This is a genomic window from Sphingobacteriaceae bacterium (genome assembly GCA_002319075.1).
Lineage (GTDB): Bacteria > Bacteroidota > Bacteroidia > B-17B0 > Aurantibacillaceae > Aurantibacillus.
On record NVQB01000001.1, the window covers coordinates 394,545 to 419,888 of the forward strand.

A 25,344-nucleotide genomic window follows, 5' to 3' on the forward strand; every position below is an offset into this window, starting at 1 on the left:
GCTTTACATTTTAATCATGAAAAAAATATTCTTCTTTTTTACTCTTGTTATCCATAATTTGATTGTTGCCCAGACTTTAAGCACGGAAGTAAGATTACGGGTAAAAAATTTCAATACTGATAAATCAGGCATTGCACTTCAGGGCTATGATCCGGTTAATTATTTTTTAGGTACCGCCAAAACAGGTTCAAGTGCCTATTCTTATAACTATAACGGAATAACCTACCGCTTTGTTTCAGAAAAAAACATGGCCTTATTTAAAGCTTCTCCCGCAAAATTTGAACCTGTGTATGGCGGCTGGTGCGCTTATGCTATGGGGGCTACAGGCGAAAAAGTGGAAGTAGATCCTGAAACATATAAGATAATAGACGGCAAATTATATTTATTTTACAATGCCTTTTTTAATAACACTTTACCAAAGTGGAATAAGGACGAGAAAAACTTAACTAAAAAAGCCAACGAAAATTGGCTGAAATTAAATAAGTAATATGACTAAAAGCACAAAAATTATTTCCTGGATCTCAGCATTGGTAGCTTCGATAATAATGCTCCAAACGCTCTATTTTAAATTTAGCGCGGCTCCTGAAAGCGTTTATATTTTCACGCAACTCGGATTAGAACCTTATGGAAGAATTGGTGTTGGTGTTGCAGAATTAATTGCTGCCATTTTATTACTCATTCCTTCCGTTAGATTTTCAGGTGCTTTGATGGGTATAGGCTTAATGACAGGGGCTTTAATAGGACATATGACTAAACTGGGCATTGAGGTTATGGGTGATGGCGGTTATTTGTTCGCTCTTTGTCTTATTGTTTTACTGGCTTGTTTGTTGTGTTTCTTTTTAGAAAGAAAACAGGTATTACCATTCCTAAAACGTGTATTTAGTTTCAGGTAGAAACACAAAAAATTTTACCACTTCCGTTTTCGTTTTTGATAGCGCTTTTCGTTTTGGTTTTAAGAAAAAAAAGGTGAAATACAAAAACCGCCACTACCCTATGAAAGGGTTAATTTTATTTCCCGTCAGATTGTAAGTAGTAGCCATTAGTCTATCATTTATCTTGATTAGAAACATACGATCCGCCTCTAGAGTCTAACTAGTGGTCTCAAGAGCTTATAACTGAAAAACAGGCTTCATGGCAATTTGCTCTGCTGCCAATAAATTATTGAATAATTAATTTACCGGTTTTCACAATAGAATTTCCAGACTTTAAAGCATACAAATAAATGCCTGCTGAAATTTCAGGAAGAGGAATAATCTCGCTATTGCTATCTAAAACTTTACTAAGTAAAACTCTCCCGGTAATATCATATAAAGTCATAGAACCATTTTCCAAAATTTTATCTTGCTTTACCAAAATGCCAGCGTCAGTTACATATGCCTTAATAGTTGTATTTGATAAATACAGATTAGAAATACCTGTGGTGGTATTATTAGTTCCTGCAGAGATGGATTGAGCTTGAACTACTGCTTTAGTTGCTGTTTCCTGAAGTATAGCCAAAGTGAAAATTCTGGAAAAATTCCATGCAGCATTTACTGTCGAAGACATGGAATAGACAACTGAATCTCCAACTGAAGCGGGTAAGGAGATATTTAAACCCGTTGCGCCCGTCAGTGATTTTCTGAATACGTCGAAATGCACGGGCTCTCCGTTAGATCCTGTGTAATTGAGAGTATCTTCAGCCAAAACCACAAATAAGCTTAATCCGGCTAAGGAATGCATGGCTTCCGTTTTAATTACAACGCGCGATCTGATAGAGTCGTTACCATATTTTGTCTGACGAATAGTAATACTCGCGGGAGACATTTGTCCTAAATGCGGCGTAAAAATGGAAGAAGATCCATAATTTACAGAAGTAGAAACAGGAACGCCTTGTATTACCAGCACTGGCGTACCACCATAAACACCATAATAATTAGTGCGCGCGTCGTTTTCTAAAACATTGTGCTGACTTAAAACACAGCCGCTGTAGGGAGCGCTTGGATGCACCGCTAAATGAATTACATCCGTTTGCGCAGTATAGTTAGTATAAAACCCAGGGTTGCGGGAAGCGCAAATGCTGCATTTGGTATTTGTAAAATGCTCAACCACCACTTTTTTTGGTACTTGACAAAAGCCTATCTGAGCTATATAAATAAATGCAAAAAGTAAACTAGATTTTTTCATAATAGGATGTTTTAAATAATTACAAGTAAGCTTTGGAGTTTTCCAGTTACAAAACAAATGTAAAAAGCACAATACGACTTTAATGTCGGGTAGACGACGTATTGCCAACTTTTTCAAACTTAAATTTGAATCAACTTCATTACGATGAGGGATTTGGTTTAAGAATCAGGGCAAATAAAAAAGAGAAGACTACTCTCAGAATTGATTATGGCACTACTAAAGATTGGCAGGGTTCATGCGCGGTTTTTTCCGAGGCAGTTTAAGCAACTGGTTATCCTGCTGTTTTTTACGAAGGTTACTTTCGCTCAAAAGATAAACCGGTTCTTCTACAAAGATTCTACAGCTTTTTACCTGAAGTACGACACAGTGTATTTGAATAAAATTATTCCTGGCGAATTTAACACTGCTATTCATCTTGCGTTACAGTATTATCCTGAACTTTACGGGGCAGAAATAAAGTTCAGAATCAAAAAAACTATTTCACCACTTGCCGCAAGGCCAACATTCTGGGCAATTTTCAGAAGACCCTCTAAAAGAAAATATCTTATAACCATTAGTAATTCTACACTGGTAAAACTGACCCCTATTCTATTGAAAAATTTAACTTTCAATTCTCAGGTTGGAGTTATTGGTCACGAATTAGCACATATATCCTTTTACCAATCTAAAAGAGGCAGGTACTTTATGAAACTACTTTTAATGCATCTGAGTCGGAGAGCTATTGATACATTTGAATGCGACACAGACAAAAGGTGTATCGATCACGGTTTGGGTTTTCAGTTATTGAGTTGGAGTAAGGAAGTTAGGGTCAAACTTGTCTTGAAGCAATGGGGCGGTTCAAATTCTCCAGAAGGAAAGCGAGAGCGCTACATGAATCCGGAAACAATTAGTAAGTATATGAGTGCCCTGCCCGTTTACTTTTAAAGGTAAAGTAATTAAAATGTCGGTTAGGTGACAATTTAAAATGAAGTTAATGTTGTTCTTTGTACAAATAATAACCAGGCTACAATTTATGAGCGAACAGCAGGTTCAAACCAAAGGACACTCTTAAACGGATCCTGGCAGGTTGGTGTCACCTTTGGCAATAATTAGTTCACTCATGATTTTTTAGTTATGCATCACAAGTTCATTCAAAAAAAATAATTATGTCAAAATACTTATCACTACTGGTATCCTTCTTACTAACTGTATCAGGACTTTCGGCTCAAGCCCCTGGAGTTGAAAAGAAACGTTATAACTACAATCATAATTTTGATCTGGCATTCTCAACCAATGGTAATCAATCATCAGGAGCACTGTCGTGGGTAAAGTTTCATTCCATCTCTAAAAAAAAACGCTTTAAGATTGGATATGGTATTCGTTTTACCTCGCAGGCCGGAAAAAATTTAAACTATGTAACTGCCCCCGCAATACTAACTTCTAAAGAAACCGGGCCGCAGGTTCTATTTTCTAAAATATATTACGAAAACGTAGATACGTTTTTTGTTTCAAGGGCTCAAAACAATCTTTTAAATGTGAGTATCAATTTACAATATACCATTAAAGGAAAACTTGATATTGGCTTTAATATTGATGCAGCTGGATTTTCCTTTGGAGGAAGTACCACCGGAAAATATATTGCCTACCAATCTGACGAGAGTGAGACTTTTCATACAGCCTCTCCAACCCGCTACAACCTTTTGCTGGTAAGCGATAACGATATAGGAGGGTTAAATTCAGAAGTGTATTTTAGATATTGGTTTCATGAAAAATGGGCGATAAGAGCTGGAGCATCATTTCTGTTTACAGAATATACAACAAAAAATAAACTACGTTTAAATAATGATCGTTGGAGAAATAAATCACTGATGGGTTTAGTTGGCATTACATTCTCTCCTTTCAGATAATGCGATGAAAAAAATAGTGTTTATAGTTTTAAGCATAGTTGGTTTTGGATTTATTTCTAAAACAAGTACAATGCAAAACGAAGAATGGATTGTAAATTCTTCGAGCGTTAAATTCAAAATTAAGAATGCAGGATTTACGATTGATGGCACATTTAGTGGCTTCATCGCGAAAATATTTTTCGACCCGGCTAAAGGATATGGTAATTCAATGGCTGCCACTATAGAATCCAGATCAGTAAATACAGGCAATGAAAGCCGGGATGATCATTTGAAGAAAACTGAGTATTTTGATGTTGCCACCTTTCCAACTATCAGCATGAAAGCTACACTGTTTGAAAAAGAAGCCGACGGCAGTTTCAGAGGGTATTTTAAACTATTTATAAAAGGCAAAACCAGATATGTTCTTGTTCCTTTCACATTTACAGAAAAAGAAGGAAAAGCAATCATCAAAGGAGCATTTATTATTAATCGGCTAGACCTTGGGGTTGGCGAATCGAGCAGGATTTTATCTGATAACGCCACCATAACAATTGCCGTGAATGCTACAAAAAAATAAGATGTTAAAACAAGAAGCCATAAAACAACTTTTGAGCGTGCAATCTATTTTGTCGCAAATTAAAGACGAAGACTACACTTCTGCACTTACAACGCTTAAGGGCGCCTCGATTGGAAAACATATCAGACATATTGTAGAATTTTATGAGTGTTTACTCTTTAATACGGGTAACACTATTGTAAATTACGATACACGAAAAAGAAATCTTCTTTTAGAAGAAAATGTGAAGTACACGGAAGATTTTATTACTGAAATCATTGACACTTTAATGAAAATAGAAGGCAATACAAGAGTTCTGCTGGTGTCGAACTACCAGGATCAAAATATAACTATGGAGTCATCCGTTTATAGAGAAATCACCTACAATATTGAACATACAGTACATCATTTGGCCATCATAAGTATTGTTATCCCACTGCATTTCAATTACATTAATTTATCTGCAAACTTCGGATATGCCGATTCAACTATTCAGTATTTAAAATCTCACAAGGTAATTTAACAGAGTATGTGTACAGTTACGTATTTACCATTTAATCAAAGAGAATTTATACTCACTTCTAATAGAGATGAAGACGTAGGCAGGTTATCAGCTTTGCCAGTTCAGGAGTATGTGGTTAATAACAGAAGAATCTTTTTTCCAAAAGATCAAAAAGCCAACGGTACCTGGATAGCTTATGATGTAAAAGGCTACACACTTTGTTTGTTGAACGGAGCAAAAAAAGCACATATACCCAAATCAACTTACAAAAAAAGCAGGGGCTTAATGATGTTAGACTTTTATTTTTACAACGAACCAGAAGAGTTCGCAAAACTTTATGATTTTAAAGGAATAGAACCCTTCACTCTTATTCTTGCTTATTCTTGCTCAAATACCGAGAAAGTAAAACTTTACGAATTAAAGTGGGATGAAGAAAAAGTAGAACTAATAACACACGATTCCTCTCTGCCACAAATTTGGTCTTCAGTTACATTATATAGCAATGAAGTAATTGAAGAAAGAAAAAAATGGTTTGAAGTTTGGTTAAGTAAAAACACTGCTTATACACCAGAGACAATTTTATTTTTTCATCACTTTGGCGGCAATGGTTCCAGCGACAACGATTTGATAATTAATAGAAGTACAAAAAAAACCGTTAGTATTTGCTGCATTCATAAAAATTTATCTCACACAGATATTATTTATGAAGACATTATTAATAAAAATCTTCATAAAAGTAAAGTAATTAATTGTTAATGAGACTACCATTATTTATTGCAAAATTCAGCAGGTACGAGTACTGGCCCTGGTGGTTATTTTACCTGCCTATACTTCCTTATTGGTTCTATCTGGCCTTAAAAAATAAATCCCTCGCCTATTTCACCGCAGCTAATCCTGGAATAGAGCTGGGTGGTTTTTATGGCGAAAGCAAAACAGAAATTTTAGATTTGATAGACAAAAAATATTTACCAAAAGCTGTTGCTGTTGACAATTCTATTGATTTTATATCTATGTTACATCAAATGAAGAAACTTGGCCTGGGCTATCCGGTAATTGCAAAGCCTGATGTAGGCGAAAGAGGAAATCATGTCACCTTAATTCACGACCAAAAAGAGCTTATCCTTTATAATGTAAAATCAAAAACGAAATACATCATTCAAGAGTATATTGATTACACGATTGAATTGGGAGTTTTATATAGTAGAATGCCCGATTCTCAAAAAGGAAAAGTAAGCTCAATCACTTTAAAGGAATTCTTGAGTGTTACCGGAGATGGGAGATCCACCATTAAAGAATTAATGCAAAAAAGTCTGCGGGCAAGATTTCAAATTGAACGTTTAAGTAAGGAGCTTGAGAACAAAATGAAAATTGTTCTTAAAGAGGGGGAAGTAAAATTACTGGAACCGATTGGTAACCATTGCAGGGGAACAAAATTTATTGACAATAATTTTTTAATTAACGAAAAATTAAATGCCGTATTTGACAAGGTATGCATACCCATTAAAGGTTTCTACTATGGTAGATTTGATTTGAAGGTAAAGAGCATTGAGGATTTGTATCGGGGAGAAAATATCCGGATTATGGAGCTCAATGGCGCAAGTTCAGAGCCCGGCCATATTTACGATCCCTCTTTAACTCTTCATAAGGCTTATAAAGATTTAGTAAGCCACTGGAAACGCTTAGCCGATATATCAAAAGGCAACATGCAATTAGGCGTTAAGCCTGTTTCATTTCTACTGATCATTAAGAGTTATTGGAAGTTTGTGGTTCTAAAAAAAAATAAATAGTAGTATCTTGTCACATAAGGTACTTTTAGGAAAGAGTAAATTTTACCAGCCGTTTTTAATGCTTTTACAAATCATCAGCACTACTTTTCGTAAACCTTAAATAGTCTCTCAAAAGATAAGTTTTAACTGTGTAATACAATGTAGTGCCAACTAGTAAAAGGCGAATGCCTTTTCCAATCAGCCATATCACTGACAAAGAAAAAATATCTTCTCTGTACTTTTCCAAATCGCCAAAAAAAAGTTTGAGGTTTAATTGAGTAATTATTAATACGGTGATTGCAATCGAAAAGAAACCATAACTACCTGCAACTTTTAGCATTTGCTTTCCTTTGGGTTTGTTGATTTAAAATAGAGTATCCAAATAATGATCACTGCTATTTGCGTAAAAGGTACATAGTAATAAATTTGATTAGTAATTATAAAGTAGCCCTGCCAACTTTTAAGCGCCCTATATGAATTCAATTGATTCGGACCCAGGACCATTTCCTCATAAAGATTTCCAAAAAACAAGTGAGCTAAGAAAAATATTGAAAAACCTAAGAGACCTTTAAATGTTTTTGTTTTCATTTGATGATATTAAAGGATGCACAAAATTAGCTTCAATGCATGCCGACAAAATTATCAAATGGCAATTAATGACTTATTTAATACCTTTTCTAAGTCGGCTTAATGAGGTTTGAATGATACCTAAATAAGAGGCAAGTTATTTTAATGGCACCCTCTGTAAAAGATCAGACTGTTTCTTCATGGTCAGATAACGTTCCTCCGCTGTCATAGTTTGGTAGCTAAGTATGCCATTTATAACTTTAAGAAAAGCATCTTCCCAAATTTGTCTGCCAAACTGTTGAGTCCTTTTTTTACGACAAATCTGTCTTTTTCAATTGTTCACTGTTCAAAATGGGCAAGTATAGTTTGCAAATCCTTCTCTGAAATATCAATGCGTGATTTTATAAAGGCTGTTAGCTCTGTCATGAATTTGAATTACATAAATTTATTCACCTTTATAAATAAGATCTTTTAGGTCTTCACCTTTTTTGTTCACGTGCAGGTCGTGGTGATAATTATCCAGCTTTTTAAGCAGGTAGGCTAATTGCATTTTTTCGCTGGTGGTCAAATCACCGGGTATGACTTTACTAACTAAGCTCATATTTTGAAACACACTAAATAACACCCCTCTGCCTTTCTCAGTTAATTGCACAAGTTGGCTCCTCTGATCCCCTGGATTATCAAACTGCTCTATCAAATTATTTTTCAGAAGTCGTTTAATAGTTTCCATACCTGTTGTTTTTTCCTGCACACTTTTATTGATTAAATCAATTTTACTCAATCTATTAAAATTTAATAAGGTGGCCAGGTAAGTAAACTCATCTGTTGTTTTAAGCTCTGAATTTTTCAAAGCTTTTTTTGTGTACTGCTTTGCGTAGCGGTACAAATAAGTAATATTTTGTGAGATCGCTATTTCTATTGTACTGGGAGTATCGTGAATTTTGACACGTTCGTCTCTTTCCGCTGCTGTTTCATCACCGCTCATTAAATGATTACTTTCAAATTGCCTCACGTCAGAGCTTGCTAAAAAGTTTACAAATCCATTTAAATCAATTTGTTTTTTATCCACGGCTGACTCCTCGTAACTATGAAGTTTTTCTAATACTACTTTTAACAACGCATAATCCATCTTCTTAATTAGTATGATTTTGTACCAAATTTAATCATTTTGCTAGAATTTAACATATTTTTTAACCTTTATTATACAATATTGTTCTAATTTTGAACTTAAGAAACAAAAACAATCTAAATTTTAAAACTATGACTAAAATTTATTTAACCCTATGCTTAAACTTTATTCTCATTTTAGGAGCCAGGAGCCAGATTAATGGCGTTATCAGGGGCAATGTAAAAGATAAAAATACACAGGAGTATATTATTGGGGCAAGCATTTTTATCGAAGGAACTACTACGGGTGTGTCATCAGATATTGATGGTAATTATAAATTAACCGTACCTGTTGGCACGTATCGCCTCAAAGCATCTTTTGTTGGCTATTCCACCATTCTGAAAGAAAACATCGTTGTTACTTCTGGCAATGCTCAAATTATCAATTTTGAAATGGAGCCCTCTTCTTCTGAATTATCGGAGGTTGAAGTAACCTTTGATAAAGGAAAATCGGCGGTTGCAACAGATATGATCACACCGCTGTCGGTTCAGCAGTTAACCACTGAAGAAATTAAAAGTAATCCTGGAGGAAACTACGATGTTTCTAAAGTGATACAAACTTTGCCGGGTGTTGGCGGATCTGCGGGAGGTGCGGCACGAAATGACATTATTATAAGGGGTGGCGCACCAAACGAAAATGTATATTATCTCGACGGCGTTGAAATTCCTGTTTTAAATCACTTTCAAACGCAGGGAAGCAGCGGTGGGGCTACGGGCATTTTAAATGTATCATTTATTGAAGACGTTAAATTAAGTTCAAGTGCGTTTGACGCTAAATACGACAATGCACTTGCATCCACTTTCATTATTAAACAAAGAGAAGGGAACCCCGAAAAATTATCAGGCAACCTGAGAATAGCAGGAACAGAAGCTGCTGCAACACTGGAGGGTCCTTTAGGAAAAAAAACAAACTTCTTAGCATCGGCAAGAAGATCGTATCTGCAATACCTTTTTGAATTAATTGATTTGCCTATCCGTCCAAATTTTTGGGATTTTCAGTATAAAGTCACACACAAGTTTAATGATAAGACAACACTTACTGCGATTGGAATTGGCGGCATAGATGAGTTTGCATTTGCGACACCGAAAAACTCAAGTCCTGAAAACATTTATATCACCAGATCATTGCCCTACATTAATCAATGGAATTACACTACCGGCTTTTCTTTAAAACGTTTGATCGATAAAGGTTTTATGAATTTTACGGTGAGCCGCAACATGTTTAATAACGCGCTGGATAAATTTGAAGATGACAAACAACTAGAAGATAAGCGCACTTTTAAATTACGCTCACAGGAAATTGAAAATAAATTCAGATGGGACATCAATAAATATGTTAATGGTTGGAAAATCAGTGGTGGTGTTATGGCCCAGTATGTGAAATATAACACCAAATTATTTAGCCAGGTTACAAATGCATTATCTGATTCACTGGGAAACGAAATAGCACCAGCCACAAAAATCACTTTTAACAGCGCTATTGAGTTTTTTAAATATGGCGCTTTCGCAACCGTTGCAAAGAATATTTTAAATCAAAAACTCTTGGTATCATTTGGTTTAAGAACAGACATGAACAGCTTTATAATAGATGGCAACAATCCACTCAATACTTTATCTCCCCGCCTATCGCTTGCCTATCATGTAAGTTCAAAGTTTGACATAACCGGATCTATTGGCAGTTATTATAAAATTCCAACCTACACTACTTTGGGTTACCGCGATGCAAATAATGTCCTGGTAAATAAATCCATGAAGTACATTCAATCCAATCATTATGTAATAGGAACTCAATTTTTACCAAATGAAAGCCTGCGCTTTACGGTAGAGGGTTTTTATAAGCAGTACGCTAGTTACCCGGTATCAGCAGCAAATGGCATTTCATTAGCTAATCAGGGTGCCGACTTTGGCTCTATTGGAAGTGAAAAAATAAACAGTAATGGTAAAGGAGAATGTTATGGCTTTGAATTTTTTGTACAACAAAAATTAGTGAAAAAAATATTCTATGTATTCAGCTACACTTTTGTGAGAAGCACCTTTTCAGGATCAGACAACAAATTAATAGTTTCTTCTTGGGATAACCAACACCTGATTTCTGCTACTCTTGGCTATAAATTTAAAAAGAACTGGCAATTGGGTTTAAAATACAGGCTATCCGGCGGATTGCCTTACACTCCGTTTGACTTAACTGCATCACAGCAAAATTATTTACTGCTGGGAACCGGTGTTTTAGATTATTCAAAATTAAATTCAAAACGACTTGATCTTTTTAATCAGCTGGACTTAAGGGTAGATAAAAAATTTAACTTTAAACGTACTTCTTTAGATCTATTCGTTGATGTCCAAAACATCTTATTGTTCCGTCAGCAAAGCGCGCCAAACTATACTTTTAAAAGGAACGCTGATAATACCGGGTTTGAGACAACAGATGGCAATCCGGTTAAAAACGATGGGTCAAATGCTATACCGGTTATTCTGCAAAACGATGATCTTTCGGCTACACCAACAATAGGGATTATATTTGAATTTTGAGTTTTTAATAATTTCAAAAAAATACGATGCTTGAAAACGGAAAACAAACCTTTTATGCGAAAGACAGAAAAGCCTGGCGCAAATGGCTCGAGAAAAATCATAAGAATGAAAAAAGCATTTGGCTGATTATTTATCGTAAAGAAAGCAATGTTCCCAGTATTTATTATCCGGAAGCAGTTGATGAAGCTTTATGCTTTGGCTGGATTGATAGCAAGCCAAATAAAAGAGATGATGAGAGTTATTACCAGTTTTTTTCAATAAGAAATCCGAAAAGTAACTGGAGCAAAGTCAACAAAGACAAAGTAGCAAACTTAATAAAGGATGGTTTGATGACTGCTTCAGGACAGTATCTGATTGATCTTGCAAAGCAAAATGGAACCTGGACAGCCCTGGATGATGTTGAAAAAATTATACTACCTAAGGATCTTGAAACTTTATTCAAAAAAAATAAAAAAGCCCGGCTTAATTTTTCAAATTTTCCCCGTTCCGCTAAAAGAGGCATACTTGAATGGATCTTGCATGCGAAGAAACCTGAAACGAGAAAAAAAAGAATTGAAGAAACCGTAAAATTAGCTGAACTAGCTATTAAGGCCAATCATCCAAAACAAAGTAGTAAATGATTCTTTTCAGGAAGCAGAGTATAAACAACCCTCAACACACGGATACTATTTTTTGCTGTATTTATGAGATTGCACATCATTAGTAATGCGGGAGCGATTTTGTTATAGTGCTACAAAGAGCCTTTGGCGGAACTGCAGAAATGCATTCCGGTAAAACAAAATAGATCGTTGCAACTTAATGAAGCTATAACTAATACTATCTATCAGGCAGCATGTTTCTTTCTTGATTTAATTATAATCTCACCATTTATGGAAGCCCATTCCGCAAATACGGCATATTGCGCCAGTAAACTCTGACCCAGCTCCGTCAGTTCGTATTCTACCCTCGGCGGCACCTCAGGATAAATTTTCCGGGTAATTAATCCATCACCTTCTAAATTGCGCAGTGTAACGGTTAGCATGCGCTGAGAAACATCACCGATCTTATTCTTCAATTCGTTAAATCTCATTTTTCCAAATCCACCGAGCGCAAGGATAGAAAGCATGCTCCATTTATCACTGATTCTTGAAATAATGTCTCTTATGGGACATATTTGAAAGCGCGTGGTCTGGGCTACCTCAAAAATTTCTTTATATTTTTTTTCAGCCGCTGTGTCTTTGTTACCCCTAATAGTTACACCAGTGTTACTTTGTGATGCCCGTGTGCCCTCTTGTTTGTTCATTAGTTACTATTTAGTTTTGAGTTATTAAAAGTAACTATTAATCTCTAAAAAACAAAAAAAATGAACAACAAAATCTTAGTAACAGGTGCTACTGGTACGATTGGCCAGGCACTAATTAAAGGCCTTCAAAACAAAAACACATCCTTTGTAGCAGGAGTTCGCGACACAAAACAGGCAGCAGAAAAAATTCCGGGTACTACTCTCGTACGATTTGATTTCGGAGATCCATCTACTTACGAAACAGCTACCGAAGGCGTGAATAAAGTTTTCTTATTGGGCCCACCCTTAAATTTGAATCTTGTAGAGCTCATTTCCCCGTTTATTGATTTTTTAAAAAAGAAAAATATTACACGCGTTGTATACGTTTCGGCCCTTGCTATGGAAAAGGTAAAAGAATTACCGTTTCATGTTACTCTTGTTAAAAAACTGCAGGATGAAGGATTTGATTATACCATTCTCAATCTCTCTTTTTTTTCTCAGAATTTTAAAAGCTATGAATGGGATAATATTAAAGAGCGTGGTATTACGTATATGCCCGCCGGAACTGGAAAAGTTGGCTTTGTAGATGTTTATGATATTGGCGAGGCAGCGGCCATTGTTTTAACAGAAGAAGGGCATGAGAAAAAAACATACCAGTTAACCGGTCCTGATTTATTAAGCTACGGTGATGCCGCAGAGATCCTAAGCGAAGTAACAGGTAAAACAATAGTATATCCAAATCCGAGTCCGGAAGAATATACATCTGTTCTTAAAAGCGCAGGTGCTCCTGATTTTATTGCACCTTACATGATTAGCGTTTATTCGTTGATCGCGAACAATGAGGTAAGTGTATTAACAGATGATATTGAAAAAATTACGGGTAAGAAACCACAAACATTAAAAGCAGTTTTAAGCAGAGATTTTCAATCTTTATAAAAAATCAATATAAACGGGTAGCATAAATATACGTTTTATAATTTAATGGCCACGGGGTATAATAACGCAGGCCCATTCAAATCGGGCTTTGAGGTTTGAAGCAGTTGAGAGTGAAGAGGTGTTAATGTCATAGTTTATTCTAAACTTAATTTCGCTGCTGAGAACATGCTTGAAGGATTGATAGAGAAAGTCGGATCGGCCGCGCCATCCAGCAGGTTGCCAAAGTTTCAGTTAAGACTTGCTGTTGCCGAACCTCTTACCATACTAAAAGCAAAAAAAGGCTGCTCAGAAATGGAGCAGCCTTTTCACACAAAAACTGTGAGTTACTATTTCACAATTTTATAAGTTAATGTAGCACCCTGGCTCGTTACTTTTAGAAAGTAGATACCAGCGTTTAAATTGTGTGTATTAAATTCTAACAGACCGGATTCAGAATTTTGCGTTTCAATTATCTTTCCGCTTAAATCTGATAATTGCACGTCTGTTTTTAAATTACTGTTCTTGATGGTGATTTGATCAGCAAAAGGATTTGGATATACTGAAACAGAACTGCGCAGATCAACTTGTTCATTTATGCCTGTGATAGTACCAGTAGTTAGGGCTGGAAGAGGAATTAATGTTCCACCGCTTGCCAAAGCTACCCAAAGACCGAATGAAGGGCCGTTACTATTATTAGCCGGAGTTAAAAATCCACTGGCTAAAACAGTAATAGCGCTTCCTGAAAGTCCTAATGTGTTTAACGGTGCCAAATAAGTGGCCACTGTAGCTGTTCCTGCTGTATTTGTAACATACAAAGTATAATTTCCTGACGGAGTATTAGAGGCTAAAGGCAAGTACCCTGTTGAATTGTAGCTTCCATAAGTTATATTAGAAACAACAGTTCCGGCTCCTTCTGCCGCAACATTTACTGCAGGTGCGTCAGTTGAACCATGAAATACCAACACGTCGGTATTAATTGCGTTTAGTGCGCGTTCTCTTACAGAAGCATTTGCAATTAAATTAAAAGCCGCTGTAGACGAACCTGGTGTATATCCTGAACCACTAACAATTCCGCTCGCGATCAATTGGTATTTTGAAGCTGAAGATAGATTATAAGTAAATGTAGCTAAGGCAGAAGCCACACTGGTGCTTGTTGGCGGAGCAATATAAACGGTTACAGTTTGCCCTGCCGGAACATCAATAAAAGGAGAAGCAGTTCTAAAAGCAAAATCATTGATCAGAACAATAGGAGCCGTGCCGGTTGCAGCTGATTGAAACCAAACGTCTACTTGCGTAGCCGCCGCATCAGCGCAATTATGGATAGCTTGTAATCGCGTAGAAGTGATAGTGGAACTTGGTAGTGGAATTAATGATCCTGCCGCTGGAGTAGCTACATACAGGCCAAAAGCTGGTCCATTACTATTAGTTGCCGGATTTAAAAACCCACTTGCCAGTACCGTTAGTGCTGCGCCACCTAAACCTAAAGTAGATAATGGAGCAACGTACTCAGCCACTACATTTTCCGAAAACTGGTCGCGTACCTGGATATTGTAGTTAGCTGTAGGCAGGTTTAAATAAGGTGCGAAAGCCGGATAAGAGGCGTTGTTTACGAGTACGTTGGGCAAGGTAGGATTAACACCCGTTAATGGCGCAACGATGTCCACAGTGGGTGCATCTGTACTGCCATGATGTACCAATATACTGGTTGTAGTCGCATTTGGCGCAGCGGCAACGCCTGCTGTGTAAGTGCTCAACATAAAAGGTGCCATAGCGTTTGAAGGGCTGTAACCGGTTGGAGAAACAATTCCATCTGCCACTACAATATTTAAACTGTTAGGAATAAAGTTAACAGTGAAGGTAGCAATGGATTGTGTAGAGGCTGTTGATGTTCCCGGCGCCACACCTATTGTTAAGACTGTTGCCGCAGGAATATTCGTAAATGTTTGTGATGAATAACGAAACTGAAGATCGTTAATCAATAAGCTTGTACCTGCATAAATGTCTACAGTGCCAGCGGCTGCATCGGCACAGTTGTGAATCACTTGTAGCGAGGCTGTTTGCGCTTTGGCTGTAAAAATCAGGGAGCTAAATGTTAAAGCAATTCCCAGGATAAATAGTTTTTTTGTCATTTTTTTAGGTTTTAAAGGTTTTTAATACATTTATAATTAACCAGGACTCTTTGCCCTTACTACTATGTCGTGCCAAAAAACAATTACCCTACAGTTAAAAACTAAAAATATGTTAAACAGTATTTTTACTCAGATGCCGATTTTATTTGCAAACTAGTTGTGATAAGTCGCATCAAGCCCCGCAGTTATTACCGCAACAATGTTTGTAAGAATTCTTTTGAGAAAACATCCTTCTTAAAATAAAGGACAGTCTACTGTTTTTATTTACTTGTTCGTATTAAAGTCGAACCTCAAACCAAAATTTGGGTAAAACCTGGCTGCATAGTTATTTTTGACAGTAACGTTTTCTTGTTCTTTATTAATGACGTACTGGCGCACTACAAGATTATTAAAACTCAAGACATTCCATATATCGAGATAGAGTAGCAAAGTGTGTTGTTTCCGCTTTCCCGTTTTAATCAACCACTGAACTTTCAAATTGAGATTATTAAAAGCAGGATTTCTTGCAGAATTAATCGCACCCGCTATTAACAAATGGTTTCCTGATAAGGTATCTAATACTATGGGTGTATAAGGAGATCCGGAAGCGTAACGAAAATCTAAGCTATAGGAATAAGGAAAAATCCATTTTTTACCCGCATTTTTGCGAGCATAGTTTATTATCAAATTACAAGAATGCCGCTGATCGAAATAAAAGGGATAAGCAATATCCTGCAAGTTTCTCCGGCGTGAGCTTTCAGATAAAGCGTAAGACATCCATCCGCTTAAATTTCCCTGTTCCTTTTTCAAAATAAATTCTACGCCTTTTGCTTCACCATAGCCCTGATTTGTAAAATTTAAACTTTTGTCGAACATAACGAGTTTGTCATATTTTTTGTAGTAGGCTTCTACCCTCGCCTCCAGACTGCCACGTATTTTTTTTGTTACAGATAAAATCGTATGCTGGCACTGATTCGATGTTAGTTTTTTATTTTGATTTAACTGGTAAAGAACAGGCGCCTGATTGAATACACCCCAGCTGCCCGAAACTAGTGTATTCCTTGTTAACTGGTAAGCCACTGTCAAGCGAGGTGAAATATCGTAAGCAGCATTCAACTGTGAGTAATCCAGTCTTGCCCCAACGTTTAATAGAATTCGTTTTAAGATGGTGGCATCATAAAAAGCATACGCGGCAGAAGTCACGTTTGTAGTATTCAAACGAATATTCAGAAGCAGATGCGCCGTGTCGGTGATGGCAATATCTGTAGCGCGGTAATAATCAAAAACACTTAGCTTGTCATCTTCTAAATTTAATTCAATACCCGTTTTAATTTTGCTTTGAGAATTCAGATAATGCGTGAGGTCTTCTCGTAAGCCATAGGTAGTATTGTTGGTGTTATAATAGTATTTGCCAAATTTCGAAGAAGTAGTTAAGCCCGAATGCAGGAACGAAGTTTTACTGTAAGTCTTTTTTCCCATCACGGTTTGCACCTGTAAATTTTGAGCATTGATAGTATTTTTAGCTCTTAATTTCAGGCGGAAGTCTGGCGAGTGCGTAAAGTCAAGGTTATCCACCACATTAATGGAGGTTACACTTACTTTTGTTTTTTCATTTACAATATACGTGAGCTTACTACTTACGTCACCCATAAAAAAAGCTTTTGAATGCTGGTTCAGATTTAGCAGATCAAGATTATTTTTTCTTACTCCCACAATGAAACTGAATTTATTTTTAATAAGCGGCCCCTGCAACAGAGCCGAGTTATTTAAAACACTAAAATCCACATTGCCTTTAAACGTTTGAAAGTCGCCTGTTTTGGTGGTCAGATTAAAAACGGAGGACATAGACTGACCGTAATTTGAAGCATATCCTCCCGTAAGCACTTCAGCTTTCTCAAGCATATCAGGATTAAAAACCGATTGGCCGATAGAATAAAAAGGAAATGACAATTTGATATTATCCAGAAGAAATTGATTTTCGAATGACTCCCCTCCCCGTATGTGAATATTAGAAGTTCCATAAATATCAATGCGGCCCAGCACGCCAGGCAGTGCAGTTAAACTGTTAAGGGGATCGTTGGAAATGCCTTTGTTCATCTGTAATTGCGCCTGATTCAACTCCATCTGGCTCACTGAGGCGCGCTCAATGATCTTATCAGAAGTTACAATTGTTTCAGACAAAGTAATTGCTTCGGGAGAAAGTGGTATTGAGAACTTTGTTGATTTACCTGTTACCTGTATGGGTGAGGCGTATGCCCGGTATCCAAAGTTGCTTATCAATAAGATGTGCGAGCCTTCTGGAACATTCCGCAATGTAAATTTCCCCTCAAAATCGGTTAAAGTGGAAAAGGAAGCATCTTTTATTTTTACGGCAGCATAAGGCAAAGGATCGCCCGCAACACTGTCGCGCACACTACCCGAAATAGTAAAACGCGGTTTATTACCAGGCATCAGCACCACCTGCTTATCAATAATTTCCCATTCAATATTACAAGGTTTCAAAATTTTATCCAGAGCTTCAGTAAGCGAAACAGAATTTAAATTTACAGTAACACGTTGTGAAAGGTTAATGGTGCTGCCATAAGTAAAACTTAAACCTTCCTTTTCACCCAAATCAGCCAGCACTTCCGACAACAGTTTGTTTGCAGCAGTTAGAGTTATTCTTTTTTCCTGCAAGCGCTCCTGGCCAATAGCGCCAAGGCTAAACAATAGAAATAGTTTAATAACTAAAAAAAATTTCATCGGCATTAGCACCCTTTACCAGTAATGATTACCTGCTTATTATTCACCTGCATCTTAATGTTCAGAGTTTTCTCGAGTATCGCAATAATTTGCCCGAGGCTAGGCTCTTCAAAATAACCGGTAAATTTACATTTCAATATTTCCTGGTTTTTTACGTCTACGTTAATGGCAAAATAATCTTGAAGCTTATCGCAAACTTCCTGGAAAGCAGCATTCTTAAATTCTAACTTTTTTGTTTTCCACGACAAAAAATTTAAATCGGAACTTTTTTGTTTTATAAGCTGTTTGTTGGCCATGTTTACTATACCCGTTTCATCCTTCACTAACGTTATTGACTCACCAGCTATTGATCTTAGCGCTACCTTTCCTGTTATAACAGTAATTGTGGAGTTTTGTTCTTTTTCATATGCAGAAATATTGAAGGAGGTGCCCAAAACAGTTACCTCAAAATTATCGTTCGCTATTATAAAAGGTTTTTCCGCATTTTTCGTCACATCAAAATAAGCTTCACCAGTCAAACTGACTTTACGTTCGTCAGATTTAAATTCTTTTGGATATACTAAAGAGCTATTTTTATTCAGAACAACATGAGTGCAATCCGACAACACAACCATTCTTTTCACGTCGAAGGTGTTAACCGTGAGCATCTCGGCCCCTTGATTCTTATTACCATAAAGATAGATGGCAAAAACAGCCAAAGCCAGGCAGGCCGCCATTCCTAGTGTCCAGGAAAGGTAGGATTTGCCTTTAATCTGAGGAAAAGCAGTTTTCTCCTGCTCCACAGCGATTTTCTTCTGGATGGCTTGCCACGCTCTGGGTTTGTCAAGTTCTAAATCTTGTGCCAATATACCCGAACTGTCCCATGTAGCTTTAACCTGTTTGTAGAGCGCCTTATTGCCTTCATTTTCCTGAAGCCATTTTTCTAAACTCTCTCTCTCCTCCTGCGAAGCCTCATTTTTTAGATACCTAAGTATTGATTCCCAGTCATTCATTGTGTGTGTTGTCTAATGTATAGTCGTTTAAAAAGGTATTTACCCTATGTGTTTAACAAATACCATGTCAAAAGCCAAATTAAAATGTTAAGCGTTTGGTTTTTAGAGAAGATTGCCAAATGATCAGCAAGAATCTTAAGGGCTTTAGACAGATTGCTTTCAACGGTTTTTATCGAAATGTTTAATTGTTCGGCAACTTCCCGGTTTTTAAGACCACTAAATCTGCTCAGGTGAAAAATCATTCGCATTTGTTCCGGCATTTTTTCAAGACCTGCGTCAATAGCGTTGCGAAGCTCTTTTTGTTCGAGCGCTGTATCTGCTTCCTGAAATTGAGTGGAAACTATTTTTAGTTCGTCTTTAAGCAAACCCTCTGTCTTTCGTTTGCGTAAATAATCCAGTGCTCTAAAAACAACCGACTTGTATAAATACGCCTGGTAGTTTTTAATTTCCTGGAGTTCGCCTTTGCGAAGCCATAGTTTTACGAAAACATCCTGCACAACATCTTCGGCAGCCGCCTGATCTTTTAAAATTGGAAAGACAATCCTGCAGAGTCCATCATAATGCAACTCGAAAAGTTGTCCAAAATCTCTTTCCGTTAAATTAGATTCTGTCATAAACTTGTAGTGTATGCTTGTCAACTAATAGTTAAACTTTAAACTGTTTTTGAGGCAATATGAATTAAAAGTAATGCTAGTAAAAATAAGTAATTTATAGATTGATTGAACGGCTGACCATTTTGCAATAAGAGTGAATTCAATAACCCAATCAAACGCAATTCTAGTTCAGTTTAAAAGCCAGATCAGAGTTGATCGCAGATAAAGTGCAGGCACTTGACAAATACTGCCCCTCAAAAACCTGCTCCAAAAAGCATGATAAAATGGCCTTATTATTTTTGAATCGGAATAAGTTCTAACTCGTTTTTTTTTCGCGGAGAATCTATGGAGAATTACTTTACACAAAGCTAATCGTATTCTGAATTTAGTAGTGTTGAATAACCATAAGGTAAAGTGGCATCCCAAATGTTATATTGAAAGGAAATGTAATTGCAAGGGCCATGGGCAAATACAAACCCTCGTTAGCTTTAGGTGCTGATAATTTCATGGCAGCGGGAACAGCAATGTAGGAAGCACTTGCCGCCAATACAGCAAATATAAAACGGCTGCTAATGTCCTTGGTCACCATGCTGCTTGTCAACGCTACCATGCAGCCATTAAATAAGGGTATAAGAATAGCGAACACTGCCGGGAACCACCCATTAGAAAAGAACGAACTCAATTTCCGGCCGCTCCTTATTCCCATGTCCAGTAAAAATATAGCAAGAAAGCCTTTAAAAATATCGTTGGTAAAAGGTTTGATCCCCTCGGCTTGTTTGGCATTAGCCATCAACCCAATAATTAAACTGCCTAGAATTAGCAGTACGCTGCCATTTGTTAAAGAGTGCTTTATCACTGACATTTTATCGACACGAATTTTTTCTTCCTTGTTAAACACCGACATCAGTATTAAGCCGGCCACTATAGCCGGAGATTCCATTAATGCCATGATAGCTACCATATGTCCGTGAAATTCCATTTTTTGAGATTCAAGGTAAGACACTGCAGTGACAAAAGTTACCGCGCTCACCGAGCCATAAGCTGCAGCTATTGCTCCTGCATCGTATACATTCATTTTTCTTTTTAGAATAAAAAAAGTATAGACAGGGATTAATAATGAAATCAATATTCCGAAAAGCATTGACCAGATAATTTCATCTGAAAAATTTTCATGGGATAATTCCTGCCCACCTTTAAAGCCGATAGAAAAAAGAAGATAGAGAGAGATAAATTTGGATGAATTTGAAGGAATTTCTAAATCGCTTTTTAGTTTGACTGCAATAATTCCTAAAATAAAAAACAAAAAAGCGGGATTTGTAATGTTTGATACGAGTAGATCTAGATTCATATTTTTTATCTGGTTATTTCTTTATCGTTCTTTTTCAAAATTAAGGCGCTTGCCCTTTTCACTTTCATTAAACGCTCCGGCAGTGTAAACTAAATTACCATTGACGAAGGTTTTCATGATCTTACTTTTAAAAGTGTAATTCTCAAATGGCGACCAGCCACATTTATAAAGTAAATGTTCTGCAGTGGATTTCCATGGGTTGTTTAAATCTATCATTACCAGATCAGCGTAATACCCCTCTCTTATATAACCGCGCTCTCTTATCCGGTAGATTTCTGCAACATTGTGACTCGTTTTCCTTACAATATCCTCCAAAGAAATTTTACCCTGGTGATACAATTCCAATAAAAGAGGCAGAGCATGTTGCACCAATGGCCCGCCTGATTTAGCGTTATCATAACTACCCGATTTTTCAGCTAGCAGATGGGGAGCATGATCTGTGGCAATACTATCAAGTTTGTTTTTCTTTAAGGCATCTAAAAGCCCCTCCTTATCTTGTTGCGTTTTAATCGAAGGATTCCATTTTATTTTATTACCCAAACTCCTGTAGTCTTGATCTGAAAACCACAAATGATGAACACACGCTTCACCGGTAATCCTCTTATCTCGAATTGGCAGATCATTTCTAAAAAAACCGGTTTCCGACTGCGTGGATACATGCAAAATATGTAACCGTGTATTGAACTGTTCAGCCAGTTCTATGACTCTTTTTGTAGCAACAACGCAAGCTTTTTCACTTCTAATCAGAGGGTGGCATCTTACAGGAATATCGCCATCGTATAAATGCTGATAGAAATTGCCGGCGGATTTTATAAGTGAGTCGTCTTCGCAATGCAGGGCAATAAGTGTGTTTGTTCTACTGAATAATTTTTCAAGAAATTCAGGATAATTCGCCAATATACCTTCGTCATTGTCAAAGTATAATCCGTCGTCACTTAATCCACAAACGCTTTCGTTATCAATCCTGAGCGCTTCTTGTAGATTAGATTTATTTACCCCCATAAAAAAAGAATAATTGGCTAATGAACTCTTTTGAGCCAGCCGGTATTTTTCCTCCAGTAAATCAAGTGATAAAGTATTTGGAATGGTATTTGGCATATCCATGAAAGAGGTTATGCCACCGGCAACAGCCGCCTTTGATTCGGAATTCAAACTAGCTTTATGCGTCAGACCTGGCTCCCTGAAATGCACCTGGTCATCAATCATCCCTGGAATAAGATACAAACCTTGGGCATCTATCATATCAAAACGTTGGCCTTGTATTCCAATGTTTTTATCAATCTTTTCAATTCTCCCGTTAACAATCAGTAAATCTGAATTAAAGACAGATCCCTCATTCACTAACGTAGCATTTTTTATGACTAGTCTCTTCATGGCTCAAATCAAGGGTTACAAATATCACAGAAAGTAGGTTCCTCCGTTTTTTTTCCATTTGGATATTTTCTATCCTCCGTGTAATGACATTTTATGCACCGATACTCGTGAAATAAAGTTGATCTGGTTGGAAATCCACAGCTCATGCATGGTAAACCCGCCTTAACATTGGTAACGCCAAAACCAGGGGTAAAACATTGCGGACAAAAAGAAACGATTTTATCTGCCAATTTTTTTGCTGCTGATTCTATAACTTCCATCCGGGTAGGATTATACATTGCCCGCATGTCTGTTTCGATATACACTTCGCCAAAACGAATTACGAAGTCGTAGAAAACATCCTTTAAAACCGAAAGCTCAGTGATGCCTTTTACAATTTCTGAATGACTTGTTGCAGACTTTCTGAGAATCAATCCGTGGCTTGGAAATTTAGCCCGGTCGGCAAAATCGATTAACTCAGTTTCAGTTTTTATTTTTTGTCCGTTAAAATTTGTTTTTACACTGAGTTCTCTAACTACAACCTCTAATTCATTTTTGGCATCCATGAACAAGAGTAATTCATCATCTGCATTCATGAAACCTAATGTCGGATGAGCACCAAAAGAACCTTCACTTGCCACAGCCATGTCGCAATTGCTAAGTTGCATGGCCATCCGGCACTTTTTACGCGCCGTTTCCAATACATCATCCAGGCGCTCTACCTCGCCGGTAAAAGTTCCCAGACTATCGGTATCAAGTGTTGCATCATGCAGGCATTCCACATGAAGGGCCTTGTTTAAAACCGGAGAAATGACCTGTTCTTTCCGATGTTTGGTAGCAATAATTAATTTTCGACCTGCAAATACTTCTTTTATCCTATCCTTCCTCATTCATTAATTTAATCTCTACAGTTCCGTTTATTCTCAACCGAAATTTATTTTCCTCAGCATAATCCATCAGGTTTTTAACCTCCTTGTTATTTTGTGTTAGCTGCTTGATACGTTTTTCATGGAAAGAAGTATCGCCACTTGTTCGTACGGTAATGCCAAAAGATTCTGTAGAGTGAAAGCTAATTTTACTGGTAATGAGCGCGAATAATATGTTCCGGGCTTCTGAGGGTGTAAAATCACCATCTATTAACTTAAAGGTATGTTGCTTTTCCATTGTTACTAACCTATGTTTATTTCGCTTTGAACCGATACATTATCTCCGAGGGCTTCAATGGTCTTTCGGAAACTATAAAGTTCTTTTTGCAAAGATTTGATGCGGGTTTCACGCATTTTAATATCTTCCGCATGATCGGCACTTTCAATTTTTTCCTCATGAAACCTGATCTTCACATCAATCATTTTTGTGACAATAGCGATGGCGTCTTTAGCTGTGAATTGGCCCTGTATTAAATGTATTTTCATATACTTTATTTTTTGGTTATTAATTATTGTCCTTGACCAAGAGAGTAAGCTGGCTTGCCATTAAAAGCATATAGATTTTCGGTTTTAATCACATCTATGCCGTTAAGAATAGCTGCATTGAGAAGTTCAACGATGTGAGCCTTGGTAGCAGCAGCATCATTCACCGGTTTAAAACGGCATCTCCAGTGATCCGTACAAAATGTTTCTTTAAACCCTTCGGGCCAGACTTTTATACCGCGATTGGTAATCATGGAAAGTTTAATCTCTTTAGTTTCCAGCTTTTTTATCACATTTGCCAACTCATCAGGGTTTAAGCCATCCCAATGCACAAAGAGATCTACTCCTTGAAGCTCTTTCTTTGCAGCAACCCCACGTTTATACTTTGGCATGTTTAAAGCAGAACTGTTGTTGTATGAAACTTTTTTCAAAGTCGATGGCTCTTTTCCGAGGTTTGCAATTACCGCATCTGCAAACTCATTCGTTCCAACTTTTTGTTTGCTGATATTTTCTTTGTAAATATCGTAGGTGTGAATGCCATCTTCGATTGTTTTTAACAAGGCGTTTTGTATTCTCTCAGCGGCGTGTGTTTCACCAATATGATTTAACATCATGATCGCGCCTTGCAGCAGGCCGGAAGGATTCGCTAAATTTTGTCCAGCCCTGCGTGGAGCCGATCCGTGAATAGCTTCAAACATAGCGCATTCCTCGCCTATATTGGCCGATCCCGCCAGTCCAACTGATCCCGCAATTTGTGCGGCCACATCTGACAACACATCACCATATAAATTTAAAGTAACAATAACATCAAATACTTCAGGCGTATCAGCCATCTTAGCCGCGCCGATATCAATAATCCAATGTTCATTCTCTATCTCAGGATATTCTTCGGCTATCTCATCAAACACCTGGTGAAATAACCCATCCGTTTGCTTCATGATATTATCCTTTGTAAAACATGTTACCTTTTTCCGACCATACTGTTTAGCATATTCAAAAGCATAGCGAACAATTTTTTCGCAACCAGGCCTGCTTATAATTTTCAAGCATTGAACAACTTCATCCGTTTGCTGATGTTCAATTCCGGCATACAGATCCTCCTCGTTTTCTCTTATGATAACCAGGTCCATTTCGGGATGTTTGGTTTTTACAAAAGGATGTAAGCTCATACAAGGCCTCACGTTGGAATAAAGCCCGAGGAATTTCCGCGTTGTAACATTCAGACTTTTATATCCTCCCCCCTGCGGTGTGGTAATAGGAGCTTTTAAAAAAACTTTATTCTTCCGGATAGTATCCCACGATTCTTTTGCAATACCGGAAGTATTGCCAGCCAGATAAACTTTTTCGCCAACTTCAATTTCATCCATCTCTATTTTAGCGCCAGCTGCTAACAGTATTTTTAATGTAGCATCCATTATTTCAGGACCGATGCCATCCCCTTTTGCAATTGTTATACGTTTCATATAGTTAATTTAAGTTTGAATTCAATTTCCTGCTTAGAGCTTACC

The 25,344-nt window shown here is 37.1% G+C and carries 27 protein-coding genes; 12 read left to right on the top strand and 15 right to left on the bottom strand.

Annotated elements, in window-relative coordinates; all coding sequences use genetic code 11:
• The first annotated feature begins 16 nt into the window (after positions 1–16).
• Entirely contained in the window at positions 17–487 is a 471-nt protein-coding gene (locus CNR22_01870; GenBank protein ID PBQ30568.1) for a YHS domain protein, read from the top strand.
• Position 488: 1 nt separating this feature from the next.
• Complete coding sequence (locus tag CNR22_01875; protein ID PBQ30569.1) at positions 489–893, top strand: DoxX family protein; 405 nt, start codon at positions 489–491, stop codon at positions 891–893.
• A 265-nt stretch (positions 894–1,158) separates the two neighbouring features.
• On the opposite strand, the gene CNR22_01880 is transcribed toward CNR22_01875, so the two are convergent.
• Positions 1,159–2,163 carry a hypothetical protein gene (locus CNR22_01880; GenBank protein ID PBQ30570.1) on the bottom strand — a complete coding sequence of 335 codons (1,005 nt, stop codon included), beginning with the start codon at positions 2,161–2,163 and terminating at the stop codon, positions 1,159–1,161.
• A 207-nt stretch (positions 2,164–2,370) separates the two neighbouring features.
• On the opposite strand from CNR22_01880, the gene CNR22_01885 reads away from it, so the two are divergent.
• The 6 genes from CNR22_01885 (at position 2,371) to CNR22_01910 (ending at position 6,873) form a co-directional block, all read left to right on the top strand.
• On the top strand, positions 2,371–3,087 hold the full coding sequence (locus tag CNR22_01885; protein PBQ30571.1) for a hypothetical protein: 717 nt from the start codon (positions 2,371–2,373) through the stop codon (positions 3,085–3,087).
• Between the two features lie 221 nt (positions 3,088–3,308).
• Complete coding sequence (locus tag CNR22_01890) at positions 3,309–4,049, top strand: hypothetical protein (protein ID PBQ30572.1); 741 nt, start codon at positions 3,309–3,311, stop codon at positions 4,047–4,049.
• A gap of 4 nt (positions 4,050–4,053) precedes the next feature.
• The gene (locus tag CNR22_01895) at positions 4,054–4,605 is read left to right on the top strand and encodes a hypothetical protein (GenBank protein ID PBQ30573.1); all 552 of its coding nucleotides are present in this window, start codon (positions 4,054–4,056) and stop codon (positions 4,603–4,605) included.
• Positions 4,589–5,107, top strand: coding sequence for a hypothetical protein (locus CNR22_01900; GenBank protein PBQ30574.1), 519 nt, complete (start codon positions 4,589–4,591; stop codon positions 5,105–5,107). Before CNR22_01895 ends, CNR22_01900 begins: the two co-directional genes overlap by 17 nt.
• Positions 5,108–5,113: 6 nt before the next feature.
• Positions 5,114–5,842, top strand: a complete 729-nt coding sequence (locus CNR22_01905) for a hypothetical protein (GenBank protein ID PBQ30575.1) — start codon at positions 5,114–5,116, stop codon at positions 5,840–5,842.
• The gene (locus CNR22_01910) at positions 5,842–6,873 is read left to right on the top strand and encodes a hypothetical protein (GenBank protein ID PBQ30576.1); all 1,032 of its coding nucleotides are present in this window, start codon (positions 5,842–5,844) and stop codon (positions 6,871–6,873) included. The genes CNR22_01905 and CNR22_01910 overlap by 1 nt, the downstream gene beginning before the upstream one ends.
• A gap of 64 nt (positions 6,874–6,937) precedes the next feature.
• On the opposite strand, the gene CNR22_01915 is transcribed toward CNR22_01910, so the two are convergent.
• The 3 genes from CNR22_01915 to CNR22_01925 all read right to left on the bottom strand — a co-directional run bounded on the left by CNR22_01915 (position 6,938) and on the right by CNR22_01925 (position 8,548).
• Positions 6,938–7,192, bottom strand: a complete 255-nt coding sequence (locus tag CNR22_01915; GenBank protein ID PBQ30577.1) for a hypothetical protein — start codon at positions 7,190–7,192, stop codon at positions 6,938–6,940.
• Entirely contained in the window at positions 7,186–7,440 is a 255-nt protein-coding gene (locus CNR22_01920) for a hypothetical protein (GenBank protein PBQ30578.1), read from the bottom strand. Before CNR22_01920 ends, CNR22_01915 begins: the two co-directional genes overlap by 7 nt.
• A 424-nt stretch (positions 7,441–7,864) precedes the next feature.
• Positions 7,865–8,548, bottom strand: a complete 684-nt coding sequence (locus CNR22_01925; GenBank protein PBQ30579.1) for a MarR family transcriptional regulator — start codon at positions 8,546–8,548, stop codon at positions 7,865–7,867.
• 131 nt (positions 8,549–8,679) lie between these two features.
• On the opposite strand from CNR22_01925, the gene CNR22_01930 reads away from it, so the two are divergent.
• Complete coding sequence (locus CNR22_01930) at positions 8,680–11,115, top strand: TonB-dependent receptor (GenBank protein PBQ30580.1); 2,436 nt, start codon at positions 8,680–8,682, stop codon at positions 11,113–11,115.
• Between the two features lie 26 nt (positions 11,116–11,141).
• Entirely contained in the window at positions 11,142–11,735 is a 594-nt protein-coding gene (locus tag CNR22_01935; GenBank protein PBQ30581.1) for a hypothetical protein, read from the top strand.
• Positions 11,736–11,938: 203 nt separating this feature from the next.
• Here the strand turns inward: CNR22_01935 and CNR22_01940 are convergent, their stop codons facing one another.
• Entirely contained in the window at positions 11,939–12,397 is a 459-nt protein-coding gene (locus CNR22_01940; protein PBQ30582.1) for a transcriptional regulator, read from the bottom strand.
• Positions 12,398–12,457: 60 nt separating this feature from the next.
• Between CNR22_01940 and CNR22_01945 the strand changes: the two genes are divergently transcribed.
• The gene (locus CNR22_01945; GenBank protein PBQ30583.1) at positions 12,458–13,312 is read left to right on the top strand and encodes a hypothetical protein; all 855 of its coding nucleotides are present in this window, start codon (positions 12,458–12,460) and stop codon (positions 13,310–13,312) included.
• Positions 13,313–13,477: 165 nt separating this feature from the next.
• A complete protein-coding gene (locus CNR22_01950; GenBank protein ID PBQ30584.1) occupies positions 13,478–13,657 on the top strand; it encodes a hypothetical protein in 180 nt (59 codons plus the stop codon).
• Here the strand turns inward: CNR22_01950 and CNR22_01955 are convergent.
• From CNR22_01955 to icd, 10 genes are all read right to left on the bottom strand, one after another.
• Positions 13,639–15,420, bottom strand: a complete 1,782-nt coding sequence (locus tag CNR22_01955; protein PBQ30585.1) for a hypothetical protein — start codon at positions 15,418–15,420, stop codon at positions 13,639–13,641. The two genes, CNR22_01950 and CNR22_01955, sit on opposite strands and share 19 nt — an antisense overlap.
• Before the next feature lie 264 nt (positions 15,421–15,684).
• Entirely contained in the window at positions 15,685–18,147 is a 2,463-nt protein-coding gene (locus CNR22_01960) for a hypothetical protein (protein ID PBQ30586.1), read from the bottom strand.
• On the bottom strand, positions 18,147–19,133 hold the full coding sequence (locus tag CNR22_01965; GenBank protein ID PBQ30587.1) for a hypothetical protein: 987 nt from the start codon (positions 19,131–19,133) through the stop codon (positions 18,147–18,149). The genes CNR22_01960 and CNR22_01965 overlap by 1 nt, the downstream gene beginning before the upstream one ends.
• Before the next feature lie 44 nt (positions 19,134–19,177).
• Complete coding sequence (locus CNR22_01970) at positions 19,178–19,747, bottom strand: RNA polymerase sigma-70 factor (protein PBQ30588.1); 570 nt, start codon at positions 19,745–19,747, stop codon at positions 19,178–19,180.
• Positions 19,748–20,111: 364 nt separating this feature from the next.
• Positions 20,112–21,074 carry a sodium-dependent bicarbonate transport family permease gene (locus CNR22_01975; protein PBQ30589.1) on the bottom strand — a complete coding sequence of 321 codons (963 nt, stop codon included), beginning with the start codon at positions 21,072–21,074 and terminating at the stop codon, positions 20,112–20,114.
• 21 nt (positions 21,075–21,095) lie between these two features.
• The gene (locus tag CNR22_01980; protein PBQ30590.1) at positions 21,096–22,448 is read right to left on the bottom strand and encodes a dihydroorotase; all 1,353 of its coding nucleotides are present in this window, start codon (positions 22,446–22,448) and stop codon (positions 21,096–21,098) included.
• An 8-nt stretch (positions 22,449–22,456) separates the two neighbouring features.
• On the bottom strand, positions 22,457–23,317 hold the full coding sequence (locus tag CNR22_01985) for a hypothetical protein (protein ID PBQ30591.1): 861 nt from the start codon (positions 23,315–23,317) through the stop codon (positions 22,457–22,459).
• On the bottom strand, positions 23,304–23,591 hold the full coding sequence (locus CNR22_01990) for a hypothetical protein (protein PBQ30592.1): 288 nt from the start codon (positions 23,589–23,591) through the stop codon (positions 23,304–23,306). The genes CNR22_01985 and CNR22_01990 overlap by 14 nt, the downstream gene beginning before the upstream one ends.
• A 5-nt stretch (positions 23,592–23,596) precedes the next feature.
• Positions 23,597–23,839, bottom strand: a complete 243-nt coding sequence (locus tag CNR22_01995; GenBank protein ID PBQ30593.1) for a hypothetical protein — start codon at positions 23,837–23,839, stop codon at positions 23,597–23,599.
• Between the two features lie 23 nt (positions 23,840–23,862).
• Positions 23,863–25,299 (bottom strand): isocitrate dehydrogenase, encoded by a 1,437-nt coding sequence (gene icd / locus CNR22_02000; protein ID PBQ30594.1) that lies wholly within the window; start codon positions 25,297–25,299, stop codon positions 23,863–23,865.
• Positions 25,300–25,344: the final 45 nt, after the last annotated feature.